General features: G+C 65.0%; 18 protein-coding genes. 10 read left to right on the top strand and 8 right to left on the bottom strand.

Annotated features, from left to right (window positions below):
• The first annotated feature begins 263 nt into the window (after positions 1 to 263).
• Complete coding sequence (locus tag J7360_RS03855; RefSeq protein WP_057659154.1) at positions 264 to 1,859, top strand: APC family permease; 1,596 nt, start codon at positions 264 to 266, stop codon at positions 1,857 to 1,859.
• A gap of 183 nt (positions 1,860 to 2,042) precedes the next feature.
• Here J7360_RS03855 and J7360_RS03850 read toward each other — a convergent pair whose 3' ends face one another.
• Positions 2,043 to 2,717, bottom strand: coding sequence for a hypothetical protein (locus J7360_RS03850; RefSeq protein WP_209033307.1), 675 nt, complete (start codon positions 2,715 to 2,717; stop codon positions 2,043 to 2,045).
• 410 nt (positions 2,718 to 3,127) lie between these two features.
• On the opposite strand from J7360_RS03850, the gene J7360_RS03845 reads away from it, so the two are divergent.
• Entirely contained in the window at positions 3,128 to 4,111 is a 984-nt protein-coding gene (locus J7360_RS03845; protein WP_176215055.1) for an oxygenase MpaB family protein, read from the top strand.
• Between the two features lie 200 nt (positions 4,112 to 4,311).
• Here the strand turns inward: J7360_RS03845 and J7360_RS03840 are convergent, their stop codons facing one another.
• From J7360_RS03840 to J7360_RS03820, 5 genes are all read right to left on the bottom strand, one after another.
• Positions 4,312 to 6,381 carry a M13 family metallopeptidase gene (locus J7360_RS03840; protein ID WP_209033305.1) on the bottom strand — a complete coding sequence of 690 codons (2,070 nt, stop codon included), beginning with the start codon at positions 6,379 to 6,381 and terminating at the stop codon, positions 4,312 to 4,314.
• Positions 6,382 to 6,529: 148 nt separating this feature from the next.
• On the bottom strand, positions 6,530 to 7,225 hold the full coding sequence (locus tag J7360_RS03835) for a glycosyltransferase (RefSeq protein WP_057659161.1): 696 nt from the start codon (positions 7,223 to 7,225) through the stop codon (positions 6,530 to 6,532).
• A gap of 371 nt (positions 7,226 to 7,596) precedes the next feature.
• The gene (locus J7360_RS03830) at positions 7,597 to 8,592 is read right to left on the bottom strand and encodes an aldo/keto reductase (RefSeq protein WP_022560061.1); all 996 of its coding nucleotides are present in this window, start codon (positions 8,590 to 8,592) and stop codon (positions 7,597 to 7,599) included.
• Positions 8,593 to 8,731: 139 nt separating this feature from the next.
• A complete protein-coding gene (locus J7360_RS03825; RefSeq protein ID WP_007972966.1) occupies positions 8,732 to 9,301 on the bottom strand; it encodes a flavodoxin family protein in 570 nt (189 codons plus the stop codon).
• Between the two features lie 296 nt (positions 9,302 to 9,597).
• The gene (locus tag J7360_RS03820; protein ID WP_007965151.1) at positions 9,598 to 10,494 is read right to left on the bottom strand and encodes a LysR family transcriptional regulator; all 897 of its coding nucleotides are present in this window, start codon (positions 10,492 to 10,494) and stop codon (positions 9,598 to 9,600) included.
• A gap of 106 nt (positions 10,495 to 10,600) precedes the next feature.
• Between J7360_RS03820 and J7360_RS03815 the strand changes: the two genes are divergently transcribed.
• The 4 genes from J7360_RS03815 (at position 10,601) to J7360_RS03800 (ending at position 15,044) form a co-directional block, all read left to right on the top strand.
• The gene (locus tag J7360_RS03815; RefSeq protein WP_022560059.1) at positions 10,601 to 11,011 is read left to right on the top strand and encodes a DoxX family protein; all 411 of its coding nucleotides are present in this window, start codon (positions 10,601 to 10,603) and stop codon (positions 11,009 to 11,011) included.
• A gap of 28 nt (positions 11,012 to 11,039) precedes the next feature.
• Positions 11,040 to 11,858, top strand: a complete 819-nt coding sequence (locus tag J7360_RS03810; RefSeq protein WP_057659162.1) for a class III extradiol ring-cleavage dioxygenase — start codon at positions 11,040 to 11,042, stop codon at positions 11,856 to 11,858.
• 207 nt (positions 11,859 to 12,065) lie between these two features.
• The gene (locus tag J7360_RS03805; RefSeq protein ID WP_003489593.1) at positions 12,066 to 13,310 is read left to right on the top strand and encodes a putative DNA modification/repair radical SAM protein; all 1,245 of its coding nucleotides are present in this window, start codon (positions 12,066 to 12,068) and stop codon (positions 13,308 to 13,310) included.
• 297 nt (positions 13,311 to 13,607) lie between these two features.
• Positions 13,608 to 15,044 carry a UdgX family uracil-DNA binding protein gene (locus tag J7360_RS03800; RefSeq protein ID WP_209033297.1) on the top strand — a complete coding sequence of 479 codons (1,437 nt, stop codon included), beginning with the start codon at positions 13,608 to 13,610 and terminating at the stop codon, positions 15,042 to 15,044.
• Positions 15,045 to 15,546: 502 nt separating this feature from the next.
• Here J7360_RS03800 and J7360_RS03795 read toward each other — a convergent pair.
• Positions 15,547 to 16,104, bottom strand: a complete 558-nt coding sequence (locus tag J7360_RS03795; RefSeq protein WP_005922001.1) for a fasciclin domain-containing protein — start codon at positions 16,102 to 16,104, stop codon at positions 15,547 to 15,549.
• A 696-nt stretch (positions 16,105 to 16,800) separates the two neighbouring features.
• Between J7360_RS03795 and J7360_RS03790 the strand changes: the two genes are divergently transcribed.
• The 3 genes from J7360_RS03790 to J7360_RS03780 all read left to right on the top strand — a co-directional run bounded on the left by J7360_RS03790 (position 16,801) and on the right by J7360_RS03780 (position 20,439).
• Positions 16,801 to 18,438 carry a Na+/H+ antiporter gene (locus J7360_RS03790; protein WP_057659189.1) on the top strand — a complete coding sequence of 546 codons (1,638 nt, stop codon included), beginning with the start codon at positions 16,801 to 16,803 and terminating at the stop codon, positions 18,436 to 18,438.
• 298 nt (positions 18,439 to 18,736) lie between these two features.
• Positions 18,737 to 19,681 carry an ABC transporter ATP-binding protein gene (locus J7360_RS03785; protein WP_046832524.1) on the top strand — a complete coding sequence of 315 codons (945 nt, stop codon included), beginning with the start codon at positions 18,737 to 18,739 and terminating at the stop codon, positions 19,679 to 19,681.
• The gene (locus J7360_RS03780) at positions 19,678 to 20,439 is read left to right on the top strand and encodes an ABC transporter permease (protein WP_007963059.1); all 762 of its coding nucleotides are present in this window, start codon (positions 19,678 to 19,680) and stop codon (positions 20,437 to 20,439) included. The genes J7360_RS03785 and J7360_RS03780 overlap by 4 nt, the downstream gene beginning before the upstream one ends.
• Before the next feature lie 416 nt (positions 20,440 to 20,855).
• Here the strand turns inward: J7360_RS03780 and J7360_RS03775 are convergent, their stop codons facing one another.
• On the bottom strand, positions 20,856 to 21,119 hold the full coding sequence (locus J7360_RS03775) for a DUF3297 family protein (protein WP_022560054.1): 264 nt from the start codon (positions 21,117 to 21,119) through the stop codon (positions 20,856 to 20,858).
• A 165-nt stretch (positions 21,120 to 21,284) separates the two neighbouring features.
• Between J7360_RS03775 and J7360_RS03770 the strand changes: the two genes are divergently transcribed.
• Positions 21,285 to 21,836: a hypothetical protein gene (locus J7360_RS03770; RefSeq protein ID WP_007963056.1), complete on the top strand. Its 552-nt coding sequence runs from the start codon at positions 21,285 to 21,287 to the stop codon at positions 21,834 to 21,836.
• The last annotated feature ends 223 nt before the right edge of the window (positions 21,837 to 22,059 follow it).

Below are 22,059 nucleotides of genomic sequence, written 5' to 3'. Positions count from 1 at the left end.
CGGCACAAGGGGCCGGAGTGCATGAGCGGTAGGTGCCAATGCCAAGCACCGGCCGTGCCCGCGTGGCGGTGAGTGCAGCCTTTTGTCCGTTTCCTCGGGCGGCGCGGCTAAGATGCGCGCACCTGCCCTGCGCCATCGCGCCGGCGAGTGACGCCTGACCAAAAACTCCGGCAATCCTGAATACGCACTGACGGCAAGCGGTCGCTTCTGCGATCATTGCCGGCTTGTTGCCGGTTCACGGCGTCCTCACTGCCAGGCTTCTCATGTCCGAACACTCGCTACGCCGCGACGTTGGCCCCTTCGCCCTCATGCTTACCGGCCTGGGCTCGATCATTGGCTCTGGTTGGTTGTTCGGCGCCTGGCGCGCGGCCGGCCTGGCCGGCCCTGGTGCGATCTGGGCCTGGGTGCTGGGCGCAGCGATCATCACCACCATCGCGCTGTCGTATGCCGAGCTGGGCGCCATGTTCCCCGAATCCGGCGGCATGGTGCGCTACAGCCACTATTCGCACGGATCGCTGGTGGGCTTTATTGCCGGCTGGGCCAACTGGATCGCCATCGTCTCGGTGATCCCGGTCGAGGCCGAGGCCTCGGTGCAGTACATGGCGTCCTGGCCATGGGCCTGGGCGCAGGGCTTGTATGTGCAGGCGCCCGGAGGGGCAGGTGAGCTCTCGGTGCCCGGCCTGCTGATTTCGGCGGTGCTGGTGCTGGTGTATTTCTTCCTGAATTTCTGGAGCGTCAAGCTGTTCGCGCGCTCCAATACGCTGATCACGGTGTTCAAGCTCGTGGTGCCCGCGGCGACCGGCGTGGCGCTGATCGCCAGCGGCTTCCACAGCGAGAACTTCGGCGTCGGCATCCACGGCGATGCGCACGTGCTCGACCTGGCCGCGGTGCTCACCGCAGTGGCCACCGCCGGCATCGTCTTCAGCTTCAACGGCTTCCAGAGCCCGGTGAATCTGGCTGGCGAAGCGCGTAACCCCGGGCGCAGCATTCCGTTCGCCGTCTTGGGTTCGATCGCGCTGGCCACGGTGGTGTACGTGATCCTGCAGGTGGCCTACATCGGCGCCGTGCCGCCGGATCTGCTGGCCAAGGCCGGCTGGCACGGCATCGATTTCCGCTCGCCGTTCGCCGAACTGGCCATCATCGTCAACCTGCATTGGTTGGCGATGCTGCTGTACATCGATGCATTCGTCAGCCCCAGCGGCACCGGTATCACCTATACCGCGACCACTGCACGCATGGTCTACGGCATGGAAAAGAACGGAACCATGCCGGCCGTGCTGGGCAAGCTGCACCCGGTCTGGGGCGTGCCGCGCATGGCGATGTTCTTCAACCTGGCCGTGTCGTTCGTGTTCCTGTTCTTCTTCCGCGGCTGGGGCACGCTGGCGGCGGTGATCTCGGTGGCCACCATCATTTCCTACCTCACCGGTCCGATCAGCGCGATGGCGCTGCGTCGCCATGCACCGGAGCTGCATCGCCCGCTGCGCATCGCTGCGCTGCCAGTACTGGCTGGCGTGGCCTTCGTGATGGCCACCGAACTGCTGTACTGGGCGCGCTGGCCGCTGACCGGCGAGATCATCCTGCTGATGGTCGTGGCGCTGCCGGTGTACTGCTATTACCAGGCCAAGCAGGGCTGGCCGGACCTGCGCCGCAACCTCAAGGGCGCGGCCTGGATGATCTGCTACCTGCCCACCATCGCCCTTGTCTCGTGGGCCGGCAGCACCGATTTCGGTGGCCACGGCTACCTCAGCTACGGCACCGATCTGGTCGTGGTCGCCGTAGTGGGCGCGGTGTTCTACGTCTGGGGCGTGCGCAGCGGCTGGCGGACTCCCTCGGTGGAGAAGGCGGTTGCGCAGGCGTGAATGGTCACCGTGTCGGGCGCGCTGCCAGGCGCCGGCGCCCGTCAACCGGCTGGCAGTGATCGCTGGGAATCAACAACAACGGCCGGTGCAGTGCGCACCGGCCGTTGTTGTTTGCAGCGGAATCAGTGCTGCAGGCAACGCGTTTCCGTCAACGGCGTCGCTGCATCGCCACGGCGGCCCTGGTCAGGAATTGACCACCAGCCGTGGCGCGCCATCGAAGCGGTCGAGGTCGCGCAGCAGTTCGGTATAGCGGCGCAGGCGGCCCATTTCGCGCATGTTGACGATGTCCTCGTGGCGCAACTCGCGCTTGGAGGTGACCTCCTGCTTGTAGCGCAGCACCTCCGGATAGCGGCGCGTCATGTCCAGCGCGTCGGCAACGCACTCGACCGAGTCTGCATCCGGCGTCACCCGTGCGCGGCTGTTGAAGGCGCGTAGCCAGCGCTCGAAACCGGCGCTGTGGTCGAACAGATCGGCGATGTACCACATCACGAACAGGATCGACGCCCAGGAGGTGAAGATGATCACCACCCGGCTGAAGGTCAGGTGGTAGTCGTTCTGCCACAGCTGGTGCGTGATCACGCCCAGCAATATCAGCGAAATCGCCTGCCAGCCGATGATCGAGGCGATCACCCACTGCTTTTTGGCCACCTTGAGCAACGAAAGCTCTTCGTCGAGCTGCGCGTCGGTCTTGTCGCGCCAGTGAGCCACCTGCTCGTCGAAGGAGAGCCGATGGAGTGCGTTGTCCTGCAATAGCAGGCCTAAACCCTGGAACAAAGCGATCATGACAAGCTCCTGACGGATGGCTGGTACGAACGACTTGCTGCACTGGCCGTGGCCGGTGCCCTGGAGCGTCCGCAACGTGCTGGCCAAGCAGTGCGTCGACGGACGGTCTTAGTTCTAGCACTTTCGCTGTGCATGGCAATGCCCCAAGCCAAGCGCCGGCCGCGCAATTCTGCGCAGACGCGCACAAATTGCTGAATTCAGGCGGATTTGCTGCAATGCCGCCACCGCGTGCCTGCGCTGGGCCTTCGATCTTGCTGCACTGCACACTCGGCGCTGCGGTAATTGCCGGGTTCACGGGGGATGGCAGGCTGGCTTGCCGGACACGTTCGGAAGGTAGGCGTTGGGGCGACGCCGGGCCCGCTTGTAGAAAGATCAGGGGGGACTGCCCGAGTGGTCAGTACCCACCCAGATGCCAGGTCGCCCTCTTCCGGCGCCGCGGTCACGATGCCCGTCCGCATCTGGTCGCCGTCGCGACTCATGAGTGGATGCTGGTTTGCGCGACGCTGATCTGGCGTTGCAGATGCGCTGCGTATCATGGCCGCATGTCAGCCGTCCTGCGCACTCTCACCGCCCCCGCCGCCAAACAGATCCATCGCTGGGTGCTCGATGCGTTTCCGCGTGGCCAGAGCACCATCGAATACGACCAGCCGCTGGGCGACCCGGGCATCTTCGGGCCCGACAGCATCACCTGGCGCATCCATTCCGAATTTCCGGGCATGTTGTCCGGCGGCCTGTGCGCATTGATGTTGCAGTTGTTGCATCCGCGCGCGCTGGCCGGGGTCTACGACCATTCCAACTTCCGCACCGATTTGATCGGGCGGCTGCGGCGCACCACCAACTTCGTCGCCGGCACCACCTACGCACCACGTGCGGAAGCCGAACAACTGATTGCGCGCGTGCGCAAGATCCACTCGCATATCCGCGGCCACACCGCCGACGGCGTGCCTTATGAGGCCAACGACCCGCAGTTGCTCACCTGGGTGCATGTCACCGAGGCCTACGGGTTTTTGCAGGGATGCCGGCGTTATTGCCGCCAGGTACCTGCTGCCATCGCCGATCGCTATTACGACGAAGCGCGACGCGTGGCTGAAGCGCTGGGCGCTGCCGATGTGCCGGCCAGCGAGGCGCAGGTGGATGCATATTTCGCATCGGTCCTGGGAGAGTTACGCATGGACGCGCGCTCGCGCGAGGTGCTCGACATCCTCACCAGCATCCAGCTGCCAGTGCCCGCCGCGGGCCTGTCGCGCGGGGTATTTCTCGGCGCTGGCACGGCCTTGTTGCCCGGCTGGGCCAGCGACATGCTCGGCCGCACCGCCGCCCAACGCGCGCAGGCGCGCGCATCGGCACGGTTGCTGCGCAGCCTGTCGCCGCTGTTCCGCACCGCCTTGCGCGACGGACTGTCTGCGCGGGCATGCAGGCGCATGCAATTACCGCCGGCAATGCTGCTGGAGTGGCCTGACAGCGTGTAATGGTGGTGGGCCGGGTTGAGCGGGTGTTCTGACGTGCGCGCTGGTAGCGCGCGATAGGCAATCGCTCATCGCGCCGTTTCTTCAACGTCGCCCACGAGATGGGTGCACTTCGCCACAACCCGGCATGCACTACCGCGTGCCGCGACAAACAGCGCCGCAGACACCAGCTCCACTGGCGCTGCATCGACCACGACCCGCACCTACCAGATCTTGACCCGCTGCTCCGGCGCCAGATACAGCTGCTGATCCTGTGTCACATCGAAGGCCGGGTACCACGCATCCAGGTTACGCACGGTTTGCGCGCGGAAGCGGCCAGGCGCATGCACGTCGGTGAGCAGAGCATTGCGCAGTGCCGCGTCGCGGTACTTGCCGCGCCAGGCCTGCGCAAAGCCCAGGAAAAAGCGCTGATCCGGGCTAAAACCATCCAGGGTCTGGGGCTGCTTGCCCTGCAGCGACAACTGGTAGGCATCGTAGGCAGTGGCCAGGCCGGCAACGTCGGCGATGTTTTCGCCCAGCGTCAGCTTGCCGTTGACCGACAAATCGTCGAACGGTTGGTAGGCGCTGAACTGCGCAGCCAAGGCATTGCCGGCGTTCTCGAATTTTTTCAGGTCTTGCGGCGTCCACCAGTTATGCAGCTCGCCGTGTTCGTCGAACAGCGCGCCCATGTTGTCGAAGCTGTGGCTGATCTCGTGCCCGATCACCGCGCCGATCGCGCCATAGTTCACCGCATCGTCGGCGGCGGGGTCGAAGAAGGGCGGTTGCAGGATCGCCGCCGGGAAGATCAGGCGGTTTTCCAGTGGCACGTTCAGTGCGTTGACCTCCTGCGGCAGCATGTACCACTCGCGATGATCGACCGCCTTGCCCAGCTTGGCCAGGTTGCGGCGGTATTCGAATACCTCGGCGCGCTGCACATTGCCAAGCGCATCATCGCGGCGCACGTCCAGCCCGCTGTAGTCGCGCCAGGTGTCCGGGTAGCCGACCGCCACCGTCAAGCCGGCGATTTTCGCCTTGGCATGCTGCTTGGTTTGGGCACTCATCCACTCCAGTGCGTCGATGCGTTTGCCGAACGCGGTGAGGATGTTCTTGACCATCTCTTCGGCACGCGTCCTGGTCTGCGCGCTGACGTACTTCTGCACGTAGCGCTTGCCGACCGCCTCGCCCAATGCGGCGTTGGTCGCGTCGATGCCGCGTTTCCAGCGCTGGCGCTGCTGCGGGGTGCCTTCCAGCGTGGTGCCGTAAAACGCGAAGCGCTCGTCGGCGAAGGCTTTGGACAGATACGGCGAGGCGCGGTCCAGCGCGCGGAAGCTCAGATAATCCTTCCAGGTCTGCAGTGGCTCGGACTGCACCAACGCCGACAACCCGCTCACCGCGCGCGGCTGCCATACGATGAAATCCTGCTGTGCGTTGAGCCCGGCTGCCTCGAAGAACACCGCCCAGTCCAGGCCTGGCGCGTTGCGCGCAAAATCGGACTGCTTCCAGGCATTGGCGCCAGCCTGCACATTGTTGGTTTGCTCAGGGGTCGCGTGCACGCGCGCCATGGCGACCTCCAGTGCCAAGATGCGCTCGGACCTGGCGGGCGCATCATCGATGCCGGCCAGCTCCAGCAACGCGACGATGTGCGCGCGGTAGGCCCCGCGCAGCTGCGCCATGCGCCCGCCGTCCAGGTAGAAACTGCGCTCGGGCATGCCCAGACCGCCTTGCACCAGATAGGGCACGTAGCGGCCTGGATGATGCAGGTCCTGCGATACCCACAGGCCGAACAGCCGGTCGGTATGGAAATTGGTGGCGTTGAGCAGATCGACATCGGCACGCAACTGGCCGCCCAAGGTGCGCGCCAGGGCCTGCTTGTCGTCGAGCTGGGCGATCGCCTCCAGTTCCGGTTGCACCGGGCGCACGCCCTTGGCCTCGATGCTGGCTTCGTCCATGTAGGCGGCGTAGTAGTCGCCGATCTGCTTGTCTTCGCCGGTGACGCGGTCGTTGGCGGCAGCGCCTTCGATGATGTCGCGGCTATGCCGCTCGGTCTCGATGGCGATGGAAACGAAACTGTTGAAGCTGGAGCGATCTTCCGGAATCTGCGTGCGCTTGACCCAGTTGCCGCTGGCGTAATCGAAGAAGTCGTCGCCCGGCGCCACGCTGCGATCCATACCGGTCACATCGAAGCCGAAATCGCCGAGCTTGGGCTTGCTGGGGGGCAGCGCTGGGTGCGTGCTCTCGGCCGGTGTCGCGCCATCGCGGTGGCATGCGGCGGCGGTCAGCAGCGCGGCAGACATGGCGGCGATCAGGACGGGGCGATGCAAAGAAGCCATGCGGCGCAACTCGTATACCTAAACAGACAGCACAGTGTAGTGGCCTGCGGTGTCAGGTGCCGCTTCGAGGACGGGTTCCACCACCGATCGCGGCGGTGCGGACACGCTCGGTTCAGCGCCGGCGCTGATACCAGAAGCCGAGCGCGTCGCGGGTCTGCAGCATGCGCCGCCCGCGCCACAGAAACCGCAACAGCAGGCCGAGGTGCTCGCGCTTGGAAAAGCTGCGCAGCTTGCGGTCGGAGGTGTGCACGGTCTGGCGCAGGATCACAAAGCGTCCGCAGCGCGCCAGTGCGCGACTCAGTGCCACATCTTCGCCAGCGTAGTAACGCGTGTCGAAGCCCCCTGCACTGACGAAGGCCGCCCGCGTGCAGAACAGGAAACACCCGGGCGCAATGCCGGAAACGCGGAAAAACCAGCCAAAAAACGCCTGCGCCACGCGCTCGGACCACACCCGCTTGCCTTGCAGATGCACCCGCGCACCGCCGCCTACCGCACCGGCATCGAGCGCAGCCAATGCTGCGCCAACGACGTGCGGGTTGATCGAGGTATCGGCATCCAGAAACAGCAGGCGCTCGCCTTGCGCGGCCTGTGCGCCGGCATTACGCGTTGCGGCGATGTGGCGCAACTGCACCTCCAGCACCTGCGCGCCATGGCCGCGTGCGATGGCCGCCGTGGCGTCTTCGCAGGCATCGGCCACCACGATCACTTCATAGTCCAGCTGCATGGCCTGCGCGCAGGCATGCAGGCACTGCAGCGTGTCGCCGATCACGGCAGCCTCGTCATGGGCGGGAATTACGAAGGACAGCATGGGGCACGATGCGTGTGAGCTGCAGCCAGTGTGCAAGGGGCAGCGAAGCGGGAGTGTGAGCAGGGGCGCTCGGCATCCAGTCTGCGCGATCGAACGAGCACTGCGGGACAGACACGCAGTGATCCACCGCAGGTATGACACCTGGATGGCCGCAGTGGCGCGTAGCAAGCTCCACGGGTGGCGACGCATTGCCGCAACGCTGGCTGCGGCACTGGGAAGGCCAACGGCAGACCGCAAGGCGATTGCGCTCACCGCCATGCGGACGCGGCCGTGCCCGGAATCGGCATGTGCCACGTGCGTACACTCCGGTTCCGAGCGCGCCGTCCGCGCTCACCTGGCAGCGCCCGCTGCCGAAGGCCGGGCAGCACGGCTCAGCGGTTGACCGCGCCCATCATCGCTTCCGGGTAGCGCGTGCCAGCCGCAGCCTGCGGCGGGAAGATGGCATCGATGCGGGCCAGCTCGTCGGGCATCAGGGCCACATCCAGCGCAGCGATGTTTTCTTCCAGATAGGCCAACCGCTTGGTGCCGGGGATCGGAACCAGGTCCTGGCCCTGCGCCAGCACCCAGGCCAGCGCCAGTTGCCCGGGCGTGATGCCCTTGTCGGCAGCAATGGCCTTGACCTGTTCCACCAGCTGCAGGTTGCGGGTGAAGTTATCGCCCTGAAAACGCGGCGAATGGCGGCGGTAATCGTCGGCGTCGAAATCGTCCGGCGACGAAAACGCGCCGGTCAGAAAACCGCGCCCCAGCGGCGAGTACGGCACGAACCCGATGCCGAGTTCGCGCACCGCGGCGAACACGCCGTTGTCTTCCGGCTCGCGCGACCACAGCGAATATTCGGTCTGCACCGCGGTGATGGGATGCACGGCATGCGCGCGGCGAATGGTGGCTGCGGCCGCTTCCGACAAACCGAGGAAGCGCACCTTGCCTTGTTCGACCAGGCGCGCCATCGCCCCCACGGTGTCTTCGATGGGCACATTGGGGTCGACGCGGTGTTGGTAATACAGGTCGATATGCTCCACGCCCAGCCGGCGCAGGCTGGCTTCGCATGCGGACTGCACATACGCCGGACTGCCGTCGATGCCGCGCACCGACGGGTCGTTGGGGTCGAGCTTGATGCCGAATTTGGTGGCCAGAAACACTTCATGCCGGCGCGAGGCAATCGCCTTGCCGACCAGCACTTCATTGGTGTGCGGGCCGTACATGTCGGCGGTGTCGAGCAAGCTGATGCCACGATCGAGCGCGCGGTGGATCACCGCGATCGAGGCGGCCTCGTCGCTGCGGTCGCCATAGAACGCGCTCATTCCCATGCAGCCAAGGCCCAGGGCCGAAACGGTGGGGCCGGAACGGCCAAGCGTGCGGGTTTGCATGGTGGGGGACTCCGTGCAGCAAAAGGTCGGGGAACAATGGCGTGAAAGGCGTTAGCGCGATGTGGCCCACGCGCTAACGCACAGCCCGCGCAGATCGGCAGGCCATGCTGCGATCTGCTCGGGCTGGTGTGCGGTGCAATCAGCCCTTGAGCTTGGCGGCCACTTCGGCCACGCGCTTGCCGAACAGCTTGGCCGTTTCCAGGTCGCCGCTACGCGGCGCTTCGTCCGGCGAGGCATCCGATGGCGAGATGGCCAGCGCACCACCCCAACCGCCAGTCCAGTTCACGTCCTGCGGACCATGCGCCTTGGTGTTGGCTGGCGGCAGCCCGGTGCCCACCCAGATCTGGCCATGCTGTTGCGACAGGGTCCACAGATACTGGATGGTGGCGGCCTTGTCGCCGTTTGCCGATGCCGAATTGGTGAAACCGGCGGCGACCTTGTCCTTCCAGGCCTGCGCAAACCACGGCTTTGAGCTGGCATCGGCAAATTTCTTGAACTGCCACGCCGGGCCGCCCATGTAGGTGGGGCTGCCATAGATGATGGCGTCGGCGGCACCGATGGCGTCCCAGGCATCGTCGGGCAGGTTGCCGTCCTGGTCGATGCGGTACAGCGTGGCTTGGCCAACGCTGGCTGCGCCTGCATGCACGGCTTCGGCCTGCTTGACGGTGTGGCCGTAGCCGCTGAAATACACAATGGCGATCTTGCTCATGGGCACTCCTGTTGAACGGGGAGCCGGATTGTGCGCACACCGGTCGCGACAGCAGAATGACCACGCACGGGACGAACTGTTGCCGCGGTCGTTGCTGAGGCCTGCTGGAGCTTATGCCCCTGTCGACGTGTTGAGTGGGGGTCAGCGCGCGTGGCTGCCTCATGTAGCCCAGATCCAGTTGTGATGTCGGTGTCTGGAGACAGGTGTCGGCCTGCGCAGACTGAACCCGAATCCCGAATCCCGAATGTGTGCACGCGCAGCTGGAGCGAGGTATTTCCTCGCCTCGCCCTCAACCTTCAACCAGCCCCCGGCGCGGGCATGTTTTCGACCAGGTAATCGATAAAGCTGCGCACCTTCGGCGCCAGATGGCTGCGGCTGGTATAGACCGCAAAGATGCCGATCTCGCCGAGTGCGTATTCGGGAAGAATGCGTACCAGACGCCCTGCGGCGATGTGCGGTTCGGCCAGAAAATCCGGCTGCATCACGATGCCTTGCCCGGCCAGCGCGGCAGCGTTCAACACATGCCCGTTGTTGGCGCGCAGGCCGCCGTGCAGGCGCACGTCGATATCGCCGTCCGGCCCCTGGAAACGCGCGTCATCGCCGTTGGGCGAGTAGTGATAGAGCAGGCATTCGTGGCCAGCCAGATCGGATGGGTGCTGGGGTGTCCCGGCACGCGCCAGATAGGCCGGCGATGCACATGCCAGGATGCGGACCTTGCCCAGCTGCCGGGCGATCAACATCGGCGCCGGCTGGCGGGTGATGCGGATGGCGACGTCGAAGCCTTCTTCGACCATGTCGACCAGACGGTCGGACAGCGACAGGTCCAGTTCCACCTGCGGGTAGCGTGCGCGAAAGCCCGGCAGCAATGCGCCCAGACGCTCGATGCCGTAGCTCACCGGGGCGTTCACCCGCAGCATGCCGGCCGGCTCCAGCGCTTGCGCGCCAATGGTGGCTTCCAGGTCGTCCAGATCGGCCAGCAGCTGCAGGCAGCGCTGGTAGTAGGCGCTACCGGCACTGGTCAGGCTGACCCGGCGGGTGGTGCGGTTGAGCAGGCGGGTGCCGAGCCGCTGTTCAAGCGCGGCAACCTGGCGGGTAACGCTGGCAGTGGAGCGGTCCAATGCATCGGCGGCGGCGCTGAAGCCGCTGCGCTCGGCCACGGCAGTGAACACGCGCATCGCATCGAGGGTATCCATGGCGGCTCCGATTGTTTCTTTTGCCGAAATAAATTATCTGAAGCACGCGTATTTATCAGATTTGTGTAAGGAATAGGCTGTAGCGGTCCTCAACGGAGCCCGTCGCATGGCAACTGCCCCCGCATCTCCACGCACCGCCGCCTATGGCACCGCCTTGCTGCGCATCAGCCTGGGCGTGCTGTTCCTGGTGCATGGCCTGACCAAACTGCTGGTGTTCACTCCAGCCGGCACCGTGGCGTACTTCCAGTCGCTCGGCCTGCCCGGCGCATTGGCCTACGTCAGCATGGCGCTGGAGCTCGGCCTTGGCGTTTCGCTGCTGTTGGGCCTCTATGCGCGCTGGGTAGCCCTGCTGGGCGTGCCGCTGTTGCTGGGCACGATTGTCAGCGTGCATGGTGCCAACGGGTTCGGTTTTTCCAATCCGGGCGGCGGCTGGGAATACCCGGCGTTATGGGCGGTGCTGCTGATCGTGCAGGCGCTGCTCGGCGACGGCGCGTTCGCGTTGAAGCCATCGCGCTGAGCCTGTCTTCATCCATCAAGGAGCGTCGATGACCCGCTTGCCCTCCCTGTATATCTCGCACGGTTCGCCGATGACTGCGCTGCAGCCGGGGCAGGTCGGCGAGCGCCTGGCCGACCTGCGGCACGCGTTGCCGCGGCCGCGCGCCATTGTGGTGGCGAGCGCGCACTGGCTGGGCCGTCGCCCGCTGGTCAGCGGTGCGCTACGGCCGCCCACCATTCACGACTTCGGCGGCTTCCCGGCGCCGTTGTATGCGCTGGAGTATCCGGCGCCCGGCGCGCCGGCATTGGCGCAGCAGATCGTGCGCCGGCTGGAGCAGGCCGGCCTGCATCCGCAGCTGGACCCGCAGCGCGGCTTCGATCACGGTGTCTGGGTGCCGCTGCGCCTGCTGTATCCGGATGCCGACATCCCGGTGGTGTCGCTGTCGATCCAGCCCGAGCTGGGACCGGCGCACCAGTTCGCGGTGGGCCGTGCGCTGGCGCCGTTGCGCGATGACGGCGTGCTGGTGATCGGCTCGGGCAGCATCACCCACAACCTCCACGACTTCCGCCACGGCTACAGCAGCGAGCGCGAAGCGCCATACGTGCGGCCCTTCATCGAGTGGACCGAACGCAAGCTGCTGCACGACGACATCCCCGCGCTGCTGGACTACCGCCGCCAGGCGCCGCATGCCGCACGCGCGCATCCCAGCGACGAGCACTGGCTGCCGCTGTACGTGGCGATGGGCGCGGCCGGCGACGACCGGCTCGGTGCGCAGCGCATCGACGCCGGTATCGATGCCGGCTTTCTGGCCATGGATCTGTATCGCTTCGACGGCCCTGCAGCGGCGGCGGACCCGGTCGCGGCATAGCGCCGGGTGCGGACGTGGGCGCATCGGCATGTTTCAGCCAAGAGCTGCAGTGCCGATTGGGAAGGTTGTAGGCGCAGGTTCGGTAGCAGCGGGTTCGCATGCAGTCGCGCGCTGCCGGATCGTGCCAACCCGCAGCGCTCTGAAGCATTCACGATCAGGTGCAGGCGAGTCTCATAGGCTGAGACGCCCCCGCTGCATGCTGCCCGCGTGAAAATCCTCGACAAGCTTGCCGTCCTCGCCGACGCCGCCAAATACGATGCCTCCTGTGCTTCCAGTGGCGCCAACAAGCGCAACTCGCTGGGCACCGGCGGCATCGGCAGCACCGAGGGCATGGGCATCTGCCACTCGTACACGCCCGACGGCAGATGCGTGTCGCTGTTGAAGATCCTGCTGACCAATTTTTGCATCTTCGACTGCGCGTACTGCGTCAATCGCGTGTCCAGCAATGTACGCCGTGCGCGCTTCACGCCGGAAGAAGTGGTCACGCTCACGCTGGACTTCTACAAGCGCAACTACATCGAAGGCCTGTTCCTGTCCAGCGGCATCATCCGCAACTCCGACTACACCATGGAGCAACTGGTGGAAGTGGCGCGGCAGTTGCGCGAGGTGCACCATTTCGCCGGCTACATCCATCTCAAGACCATCCCGGATGCGGCCCCGGAGTTGCTGGCGGCGGCCGGACGCTATGCCGATCGCTTGAGCATCAATGTGGAGTTGCCCACCGAACAGGGCCTGACGTTGCTGGCGCCGGAAAAAAGCGTGGGCGGCATTCGCTCGGCGATGGGCGAGCTGCGCTGGCGCATCGAAGAAAACCAGCTCGAACGCAAGGCTGAAACGGTGCGCCGTGCCAAGCCGCCACGCTTCGCGCCGGCCGGGCAGAGCACGCAGATGATTGTCGGCGCCGACAATGCCAACGACCGCAGCATCCTGGACACCAGCCACAACCTCTACGGCAATTACCGCATGCGTCGGGTGTACTACTCGGCCTTCAGCCCCATCCCGGATGCCTCGTCCAAGCTGCCGCTGCAGGCACCGCCCCTGCAGCGCGAGCACCGGCTGTACCAGGCCGACTGGTTGCTGCGTTTCTACGAGTTCAGCGTGGAAGAAATTGCGCCGGCGCAGTCCAGCGGCATGCTCGACCTGGACGTGGACCCCAAGCTGGCCTGGGCATTGCGCAACCCCGAGCGCTTCCCGGTGGACTTGAATGCGGCACCGCGCGAAATGCTGCTGCGCGTACCGGGCCTGGGCACGCGCAACGTGGAGCGCTTGTTGTTGTCGCGCCGGCATGCGCGCTTGCGCGTTGGCGACCTGGCGCGGCTGCGCGTACCGATGAAAAAGCTGTTGCCGTTCGTGAGCGTGCTCGATCACCATCCGCGTCAGCGCCTGGACGATCCGGTCAGGCTGCGTGCGCAGTTGGCGCCTGCGCCACGGCAGGCGAGTCTGTTCGACTGAGCATTTCCCGCCCGCAACGATGCCGCGTCCTTCTTCCACTGGCACGGTGTCCTTCTTCATGCAGCAGAAGGGCCAGAAGCGCGGATGACGGCGCGCGGGCGCCGCGCGGTGGTACCGATAAACGTCGCTGTTGACGCGAGCCAATGCCAGCGTTCGCAAATCCCCAATCCCAATCCCAATCTCCGCTCAATCGCATCTGACCCCGCCAGCGCAGGTACCGTGCATGCTGGTAACGGCATTGCGCGGCCATACGGTTCCGAAGCGCATGTCGGCACCCCTACAGGAGCAAGGCAGACGATGTTCAGCGCCGAGGTGGAACCCGCGTGGAGTTTTGAAGCATGGCGTGCATTGGCGCGGGCAGGCTGGTGTGCGCAGGTGGAGCCGGACGATGTGGCCTGGAATGGCGGGGCGCAGGGCGGCTTGTTGATGGGGCAGGGACTGTTGGCATTGCCGGCCGTGGTGCCACCACCGCGGGTCTCTGCAGATTTCATGCAGTTGGCGGCCTCGGTGCTGTGTCACCGCGACCCGCAACGGCACGCCGTGTTGTATCGCTTGCTGTGGCGCGTTGCCTCTGGGGAAAAAGCCTTGCTGGAGCGCGCCACCGATGTGGATGTGCACCGGCTACGGCAATGGCAAAAAGCGGTGCAGCGCGATGCCCACAAGATGAAGGCCTTCGTGCGCTTTCGTCGCCTGCCCGGGGAAGAAGAAGACTTCGTGTCCTGGTTCGAGCCCGAGCACTGGATCGTGGATCGCGTGGCGCCGTTTTTTGCGCGCCGGTTTGCCGGCATGCGCTGGGCGATCCTGACCCCGTACCGCAGCGTGCGATGGGATGGGCAGGCGTTGACCTTCGGCGAAGGCGCGGTGCGCACCCAGGTACCCGCCGACGATGCGCAGGAGACGCTCTGGCGCACGTACTACGCGCATATCTTCAACCCGGCGCGGCTCAACCCGACCATGATGCGGCAGGAAATGCCGCAGAAATACTGGAAGAACCTGCCCGAAGCCACGCTGTTGCCGGAGCTGATCCGCGATGCCGGCGTGCGTGTGCGCGAGATGGCCGAACGCGCGCCCGAGCCGGTACGGCGACGGGTGCCGGCGGCACCTGCGCCATTGCCTGAAGTGGCAACCCAAAGCCTGGCGCAGTTGCGCACTGCCGCACGCGATTGCCGGCGTTGCGAACTGTGGCAGCCGGCAACGCAAACGGTGTTCGGCGAAGGACCCGACGATGCGTCGGTGATGGTGATCGGCGAGCAGCCGGGCGATGAAGAGGACTTGAGCGGTCGTCCGTTCGTCGGACCCGCCGGGCGCCTGTTCAACATGGCGTTGGGCGAGCTGGGTGTGGACCGCGAGAAGTTCTATGTCACCAATGCGGTCAAGCATTTTCGTTTCGAGCAGCGCGGCAAACGGCGGCTGCATCGCAATCCGGAGCGCACCCATGTGCAGGCCTGCAGCGGGTGGTTGCAGGCCGAGCGGGCGCAATTGCGTCCGGCGCAGATCGTCTGCCTGGGCGCGACTGCGGCGCAAGCCGTGTTGGGAAGCCGCTTCCGATTGATGCAGCAACGCGGGCAATGGCAGCGTCTGGACGACGGCACGCCGGTATTGACCACGGTGCACCCGTCCTGGGTATTGCGCCAGCCATCGACGGATGCGCGCGAAGAAGGGTATCGTGGATTTGTCGAAGATCTCCGTCGGTTGCTGGATCCACCGCCGCCGTCCAGCGATCAGTCGAGATAGGGAAATAGCGCGCCACACGGGCAAAAAAATACGCGTGCAAGGGCACGCGCACGGTGTCGGAGAATCGGGACACCAAGCGGAGCCACCGGCAGGCCGGTCACTCCCTCACCGCCGTTTGGCGGTTTGATTGCGACCGCTGGAGGCTGGCTCGCGCGACGTACAGCATGATCGAACCACGCCTTGCCTGTGCTGGTGCGCTCGCAGATCAACGGCCATCCACTGCAGATCCGTGACATGGCATTGCTGATCAACTAGCGACAAACAGAACCGACCGGACAGTCGTCAGGCGCTGCCTCCTGGTAGGCAACGTGTGTGTCGATGCCGAGCAATGTCTGCGTTTGACAAGCGCTCGCCGCGTCGACGGCCAATGTCTTCAAAAATAGCGCCTCCCATGCCTTGACGCGCTGCATGAAAGCGCTGCGCCATCGGCGGAAAAATCGCATTCCGCCGATGGCAGTGTGCGTGCGTCAGCAACGACGCGTCGCGGTGCGACTGCAGGCCATTACGGCATCAGCACCTTGTCCACCACGTGGATCACGCCATTGCTCTGGATCACATCGGCGATGGTGACGTTGGCGGTGTTGCCCTTGACGTCGGTGATGGTGACCTTCTTGCCATTGAGCTTGGCGGTCAGCGGCTCGCCCTGCACGGTGGTCAGCGTGGCGCTACCGCCACCGGCCTTGATCTTGGCGATCAGCGAGGCCGCATCCACCTTGCCCGGCACCACGTGATAGGTGAGCACCTTGGTCAGGGTCGGCTTGGATTCGGGCTTCAGCAAGGTGTCGACGGTGCCGGCCGGCAGTGCCGAAAACGCCGCATTGGTCGGTGCGAATACGGTGAACGGGCCCGGACCCTTCAGCGTCTCGACCAGGCCGGCCGCTTTGACGGCAGCCACCAACGTCGTGTGGTCCTTAGAGTTGACCGCGTTGTCGACGATGTCCTTGGTCACCAGCATCGGCGCGCCGCCAACGGTCGGATTGGACGCAGCATAGGCGGGGGCCAGGGCGCTGGTCAGGGCAATGGCGGTGGCAACGGCAAGCGACTGGAATGAAGTCTTCATGAGGCATCGATCCTTTTGGGTTGGCGATCGCCTGGATGGCAACCGTAGCGTCAATACGCGCCTGCGAAACCGCCGGATGCATCACGCTGTTTTGACATTCATCACCGCGTTCGGCGTGGTGACGGTGGCGTCACAGGGGAGTGCAAGCGCCGGTGCACGAGTGAGGCCAGGACCGGCGCGATACGACGCCGATCGCTGCGTCCCGCTCGCGCATCACCTGTGGCCATAGCGCGATGGCGAGGACCGCTCCAAGGAAACAGCGGCACACCGCAACGTCCCATGCATGCTCTCGGGTCGACCGGATCGACTGTTCACGCACGCTCCGGCCGGCGTAGACGGACCTGTGTCAAGGGTGTCGGCGGCGATTGCGAAACACCCGTGCATACGTTGTTGCATCGTCCTTCCCTGCTTCCGCCGCAGCCGCTCTCCATCGCGTCGATGCGCGACCGGTCTGCCGCAGCATACGCGCTTGGACATCGTCATTGCGCCTGCCTCCATTTGCCAGCGTATCGGGCACCGGCCAATTGAACCGAACCGCAACAACCCTGCCGCATCGCCCCACATGCCAAGGTGCGGGGCAATGCTGCGGTTTTCATCACCGGGTGCAACACGGTATGGTCCGGTAGGTGCGTTGTTGTGCGTCGCAATATGCGATGCCGCATGTGCGGCCGCTTTTTTTTTCATTCCGGGTTCTTCATGCATTCGATCGATGTCGTCCTCGCCATGTTGCTGGCGGTCGCGGCCAGCGGTTACCTCATCCGCATCCTGCCGTTTTCGCTGCCGTTGCCGTTGGTCCAGATCGCGCTGGGCGCGGTAGTCTCCGGCGTTTTCGATGCAGGGCACGAGCTGGAACCGGAGCTGTTCTTCCTGTTGTTCCTGCCGCCCCTGTTGTTCCTGGATGGCTGGCGCATTCCCAAGCAAGGCTTGTTCCGCGACAAGGCGGCCATTCTGGAACTGGCGTTGGGGCTGGTCATCTTCACCGTGATTGGCGCCGGCTTCTTCATTCATTGGCTGATACCGGCAATGCCGCTGGCCGTGGCATTCGCGCTGGCGGCGATCATTTCGCCGACCGATCCGGTGGCGGTGTCCTCGATCGCCTCCAAGGTGCCGATTCCCAAGCGCCTGATGCACATCCTGGAAGGCGAGTCGCTGCTCAACGACGCCTCGGGCCTGGTGTGTTTCCAGTTCGCGGTGGCGGCGGTGCTGACCGGGACCTTCTCGGTGGCGGCCGCTTCGCTGACCTTTCTGTGGGTGGCGCTGGCCGGCCTGGCCCTGGGCGTGGCGACGACCTTTGGGTTGAGCCGCATCCAGGCCTGGATCTGGCGGCATTTCGGCGAGGAGCCCGGTTCGGCGATCCTGGTCAACCTGCTCACCCCATTTGCAGCGTATCTGCTGGCCGAAGCCTTCCACGCCTCCGGCATCCTGGCCGCAGTGGCCGCCGGCATCACCATGAGCTACGTGGAAATGGCCGGCAATGCACCGGGCAATATGCGCCTGCAGCGTTCGGCGGTGTGGGACACGGTGCAGTTCACCTTCAACGGCATCATCTTCGTGCTGCTGGGCGAGCAGTTGCCGGGCATCCTGGACGGTGCGGTGCGCAGCGTGCAGGAAGCCGGCCACCTCAATCCATGGTGGCTGGCGGTGTACGTGGCCACCATCAGTCTCAGCTTGATGGCGTTGCGTTTTGTGTGGGTGTTCCTGTCGTTGCGCTGGAACATCTTCAAGGCGCAGCGGCGTGGCGAAGCGCATGTCAGCCCGCCGTGGCGCATCGTGGTGGCGGTGTCGCTGGCCGGCGTGCGCGGTGCGATCACCCTGGCTGGCGTGCTCACGCTGCCGTTGATGCTGGAAGATGGCTCACCCTTCCCGGCCCGCCAGTTGGCGATCTTTCTGGCGGCCGCGGTCATTCTGGTGTCGTTGCTGGTGGCCAGCGTCGCGTTGCCGCGGCTGTTGCGTGGGCTGGAGCTGCCCGAAGAAGAAGACGAGCAGCTCAAGGAAGATCTGGCCGTGAAAGCCGCTTCGCAGGCAGCGCTGGATGCCGTGGAAAAGCTGCGCCAGCGGCTGGTGGAAGACAGCAAGCATGCCGAGCGCTACAACGCGGCGGCCAACCAGGTGAGCCAGCGCTATCAGCGCAAGCTCGGCGCGGTGGACATGGCCGAGACCGATCCGGAAGAGGCGGTTGCCTACGAAAAGGCGCTGCGCCAGTTTCGCCATGCGGCATTGGTGGCCGAGCGCAATGAGTTGTTCAAGCTTGCGCGACGACGCGAGATTTCCGACGACCTGTCGCGACGGCTGGTGCGCAACCTGGATCTGATCGAGTCGCGCAAGCGCGCTTGAGCGCGCTGATGTGCGCGTGAATCGGGAGTCGGGATTGGGGAATCGCAAGAGCCACGGCGGTTGCCGTGTTTGGGTAGGAGCGCACCTGGGCGCGATGGGGCGTTGGTGGGAAAGCCCCATCGCGCTCAGGCGCGCTCCTACATAGAGATACGCCAACACCGAGATGCAGCGTGCGTGCGCAGCACGGTTCGTTCACGCTCCTGCGCGCGTGTCGGGAGACACCATCCCACCCGCACTGCTGCCATTTTCATGGCGCACCGCCTACCCTGTGGCGCTTATCGTCATTCGCGTCGGACCCATGACTTCGATCGTTTCCATCCAGGGCTTGAGCAAGACCTACGCCGGCGGTTTCCAGGCGCTCAAACAGGTGGATCTTGAGATCCGGCGTGGCGAGATCTTCGCGCTGCTCGGCCCCAACGGCGCTGGCAAGACCACCTTGATCAGCATCATCTGCGGCTTGATCAACCCCAGCACCGGCAGTGTGCTGGCCGACGGGCACGACATCGTGCGCGACTACCGCGCCGCGCGTGCCAGCATCGGCCTGGTACCGCAGGAACTGGCCACCGATGCGTTCGAGACGGTGTGGGCCACGGTACGTTTCAGTCGCGGGCTGTTCGGCAAGCCGGCCAATCCGCGATATCTGGAAACCATCCTGCGCGAGCTGTCGCTGTGGGAGAAACGCAACAACAAGATTTCCACGCTCTCCGGCGGCATGAAGCGGCGTGTGCTGATCGCCAAGGCGCTTGCCCACGAGCCGCGCATTCTGTTCCTGGACGAGCCCACGGCCGGTGTGGACGTGGAGCTGCGTCACGACATGTGGCAGATGGTGCGGCGGCTGCGCGAGCAGGGCACCACCATCATCCTGACCACCCACTACATCGAAGAGGCCGAAGACATGGCCGACCGCGTCGGTGTCATCAATCGCGGCGAGCTGGTGCTGGTGGAAGACAAGCACACGCTGATGCGCAAGCTGGGCAAGAAGCAGCTCACGCTGAGCCTGCAGGCGCCGTTGCAGGCGTTGCCCGCCGCGCTGGCCGATCTGCCGCTGGAGCTGTCGGCCGACGGCAATAACCTGATCTACACCTTCGACACCCAGGCCGAGCAGACCGGCATCGGTGCCTTGCTGCGCCGGCTCAACGAGCAGGGCATCGATTTCAAAGACCTGCATTCCAGCGAAAGTTCGTTGGAAGAGATCTTCGTCAACCTGGTGCATGGCGCACGTCAGCAGGAGGTGCGCGCATGAACCTGCATGCGATTGCAGCGATCTACCGCTTCGAAATGGCGCGCGCTTTCCGCACGCTCACCCAGTCGATCGCCTCGCCGGTATTGTCGACCTCGCTGTACTTCGTGGTGTTCGGGGCCGCGATCGGTTCGCGCATGGGCGATATCGACGGCATCAGCTACGGCGCCTTCATCATTCCCGGCCTGGTGATGCTGTCGCTGCTCAACGAGAGCATTTCCAACGCCTCGTTCGGCATCTACATGCCGCGCTGGGCCGGCACCATCTACGAGGTACTGTCCGCGCCGGTGGCGTGGTGGGAGATCGTGATCGGCTACGTGGGCGCGGCGGCGACCAAGTCGGTGATGCTGGGGTTGTTGATCCTGCTGACCGCACGGCTGTTCGTGCCGTATGAGATCGCGCACCCGGTGTGGATGCTGGGCTTTCTGGTGCTCACCGCGCTGACCTTCAGCCTGTTCGGTTTCATCATCGGCATCTGGGCCGATGGTTTCGAAAAACTGCAGGTGATTCCGCTGATGGTGGTGACGCCGTTGACCTTCCTGGGCGGCAGTTTCTATTCGATCAACATGCTGCCGCCGTTGTGGCAGAAGGTCACGCTGTTCAACCCGGTGGTGTATCTGATCAGCGGCTTCCGCTGGAGTTTTTACGGCAAGGCCGATGTGCATATCGCAGTGAGCACCGGCATGACGTTCCTGTTCCTGCTGGTGTGCCTGGGCATCGTGGCGGCGATCTTCCGCAGCGGTTACCGGCTCAAGGCGTGAGTGAGGGATGCAATGGTTTGGTTGGCCGCATCCTGGTGGACGCCGGCAGGTGTCCAGGTAAGGCGCTGAGTGGGTCGAATGCGCGGTGCCCTCACCGTTCGCGGGACACGCCGTAACCCCGTTCCGTAGGGGCTCGATGGCGGTATCCATCATGCCGCCAACGGTCCCGCAATCGGCAAGGACATCGCACCAGACAGTTCCTGGCGGCTTTATGGAAAGCATCGCGCACCGACCAACTTGACTGGTCCTTGCCCGCCCACCGTCGCGGGACACTTGGCGGCATGGATGCCGCTACGGAGCTTACAAGGACCTACTTTCAGCGTGTCCGGCGACGGTGGGCTGCGAGGGCCCTGCGGCCAGGGCACAGATCAGCCGACCTGCAGCAGCGTTGTGCGAAGTCGTGTTGTCCGCTGTTTTTACTCGGCAGCCTTGGCGCCGTCCTTGGTGTCCAGGTAATAGGCCACCACTTCGCCCTTGATCTTCATCGTCATCGGGTTGCCGCGACGGTCGCGCGCCTTGCCGACCTGCACCTTGATCCAGCCTTCGCTGACCGAGTATTCCTCCACGTTGTCGCGTTCGACACCGTTGAAGCGCACGCCGACGCCGCGGTTGAGGGCATCGGCATTATGGAACGGGCTGCGTGCGTCGATGGCCAGGTGATCGGGAGGGGTATCGCTCATGGGAAAGGCGTCATGGCGGCCGGGATAGCCGTCTTCGGCCGCACAGGATACGGGCCTGCGCCGGGAAGACCAGCCCCGGCGACGCGGTGACGTGCGCCAATCGGTTTGCTTGCGCGCCGTCAGGCCTCACACTTCCGCCCCTGCACTCCAGCAAACGAGACCGCAATGCCTGACAACAGTGCCGACTACGAAGACGACGAAGGCCTGCAGCCCGAGGGCGACGAAGACGATGTGGATGACCATCCGGCGCGGGTGTGGAACCTGCTGATGCTGATCAACCCCGGCGACGAGGACACCGCGTTGGCCCAGTTCGACGCCTGGCGCGAAACGCAGGCCGAGGCCGATCACGACGCAGGCGACGACGCCTGGTTGTGGGCGCTGAAGGACGCGATCGACTGGCGCTCTGGCTTTTATGTGGACTGGAAGGACGCCGATGCGTTCATCGCCGCCATCGACGAGCTCAGTGCGCGCTGGAACCTGCGCATCGACTGGGGCGGCGACCTAGACGACGAAGATTTCGCTGGCAACCTGGAGGTCCCCGATCTGATGGCGGTGGCATTCGATCGCCTGCGCGAGCACGGCTACTCGCTGTGGAACTGGAACACCGGTGGCGATGCCTACGCCGGCTGGATTGCGCTCAGCCGCGACGACGACGCCATGCTGGCGCTGACCTCGTTGCTGGGGGTGGAAGTGCGGCTGGGGAATGAGGCGTTTTGAAGGCTGGGATTGGGGATTCGGGATTCGCAGGAGCGGTCTGTGGGTGTGTAGGGCGTGTCGAGCCGTGGTGGTGCGCGCTCCTCGGCAGCACGCCCAGCGCGTGCTGCCGGTAGGGTCGGCCGCGCAGGCATGGTCCACGGCCCGGCGATTGCCACGTAGCAGCGTGCCTGCGCGCGACGGGCGTTACCGGGATGGCTGCTCGCGCTCGGGCGCGCTCCTACAA

It is taken from the genome of Xanthomonas sp. D-99 (assembly GCF_017746145.1).
Lineage (GTDB): Bacteria > Pseudomonadota > Gammaproteobacteria > Xanthomonadales > Xanthomonadaceae > Xanthomonas > Xanthomonas cissicola.
This window is presented reverse-complemented; position numbering and strand designations above follow the sequence as displayed.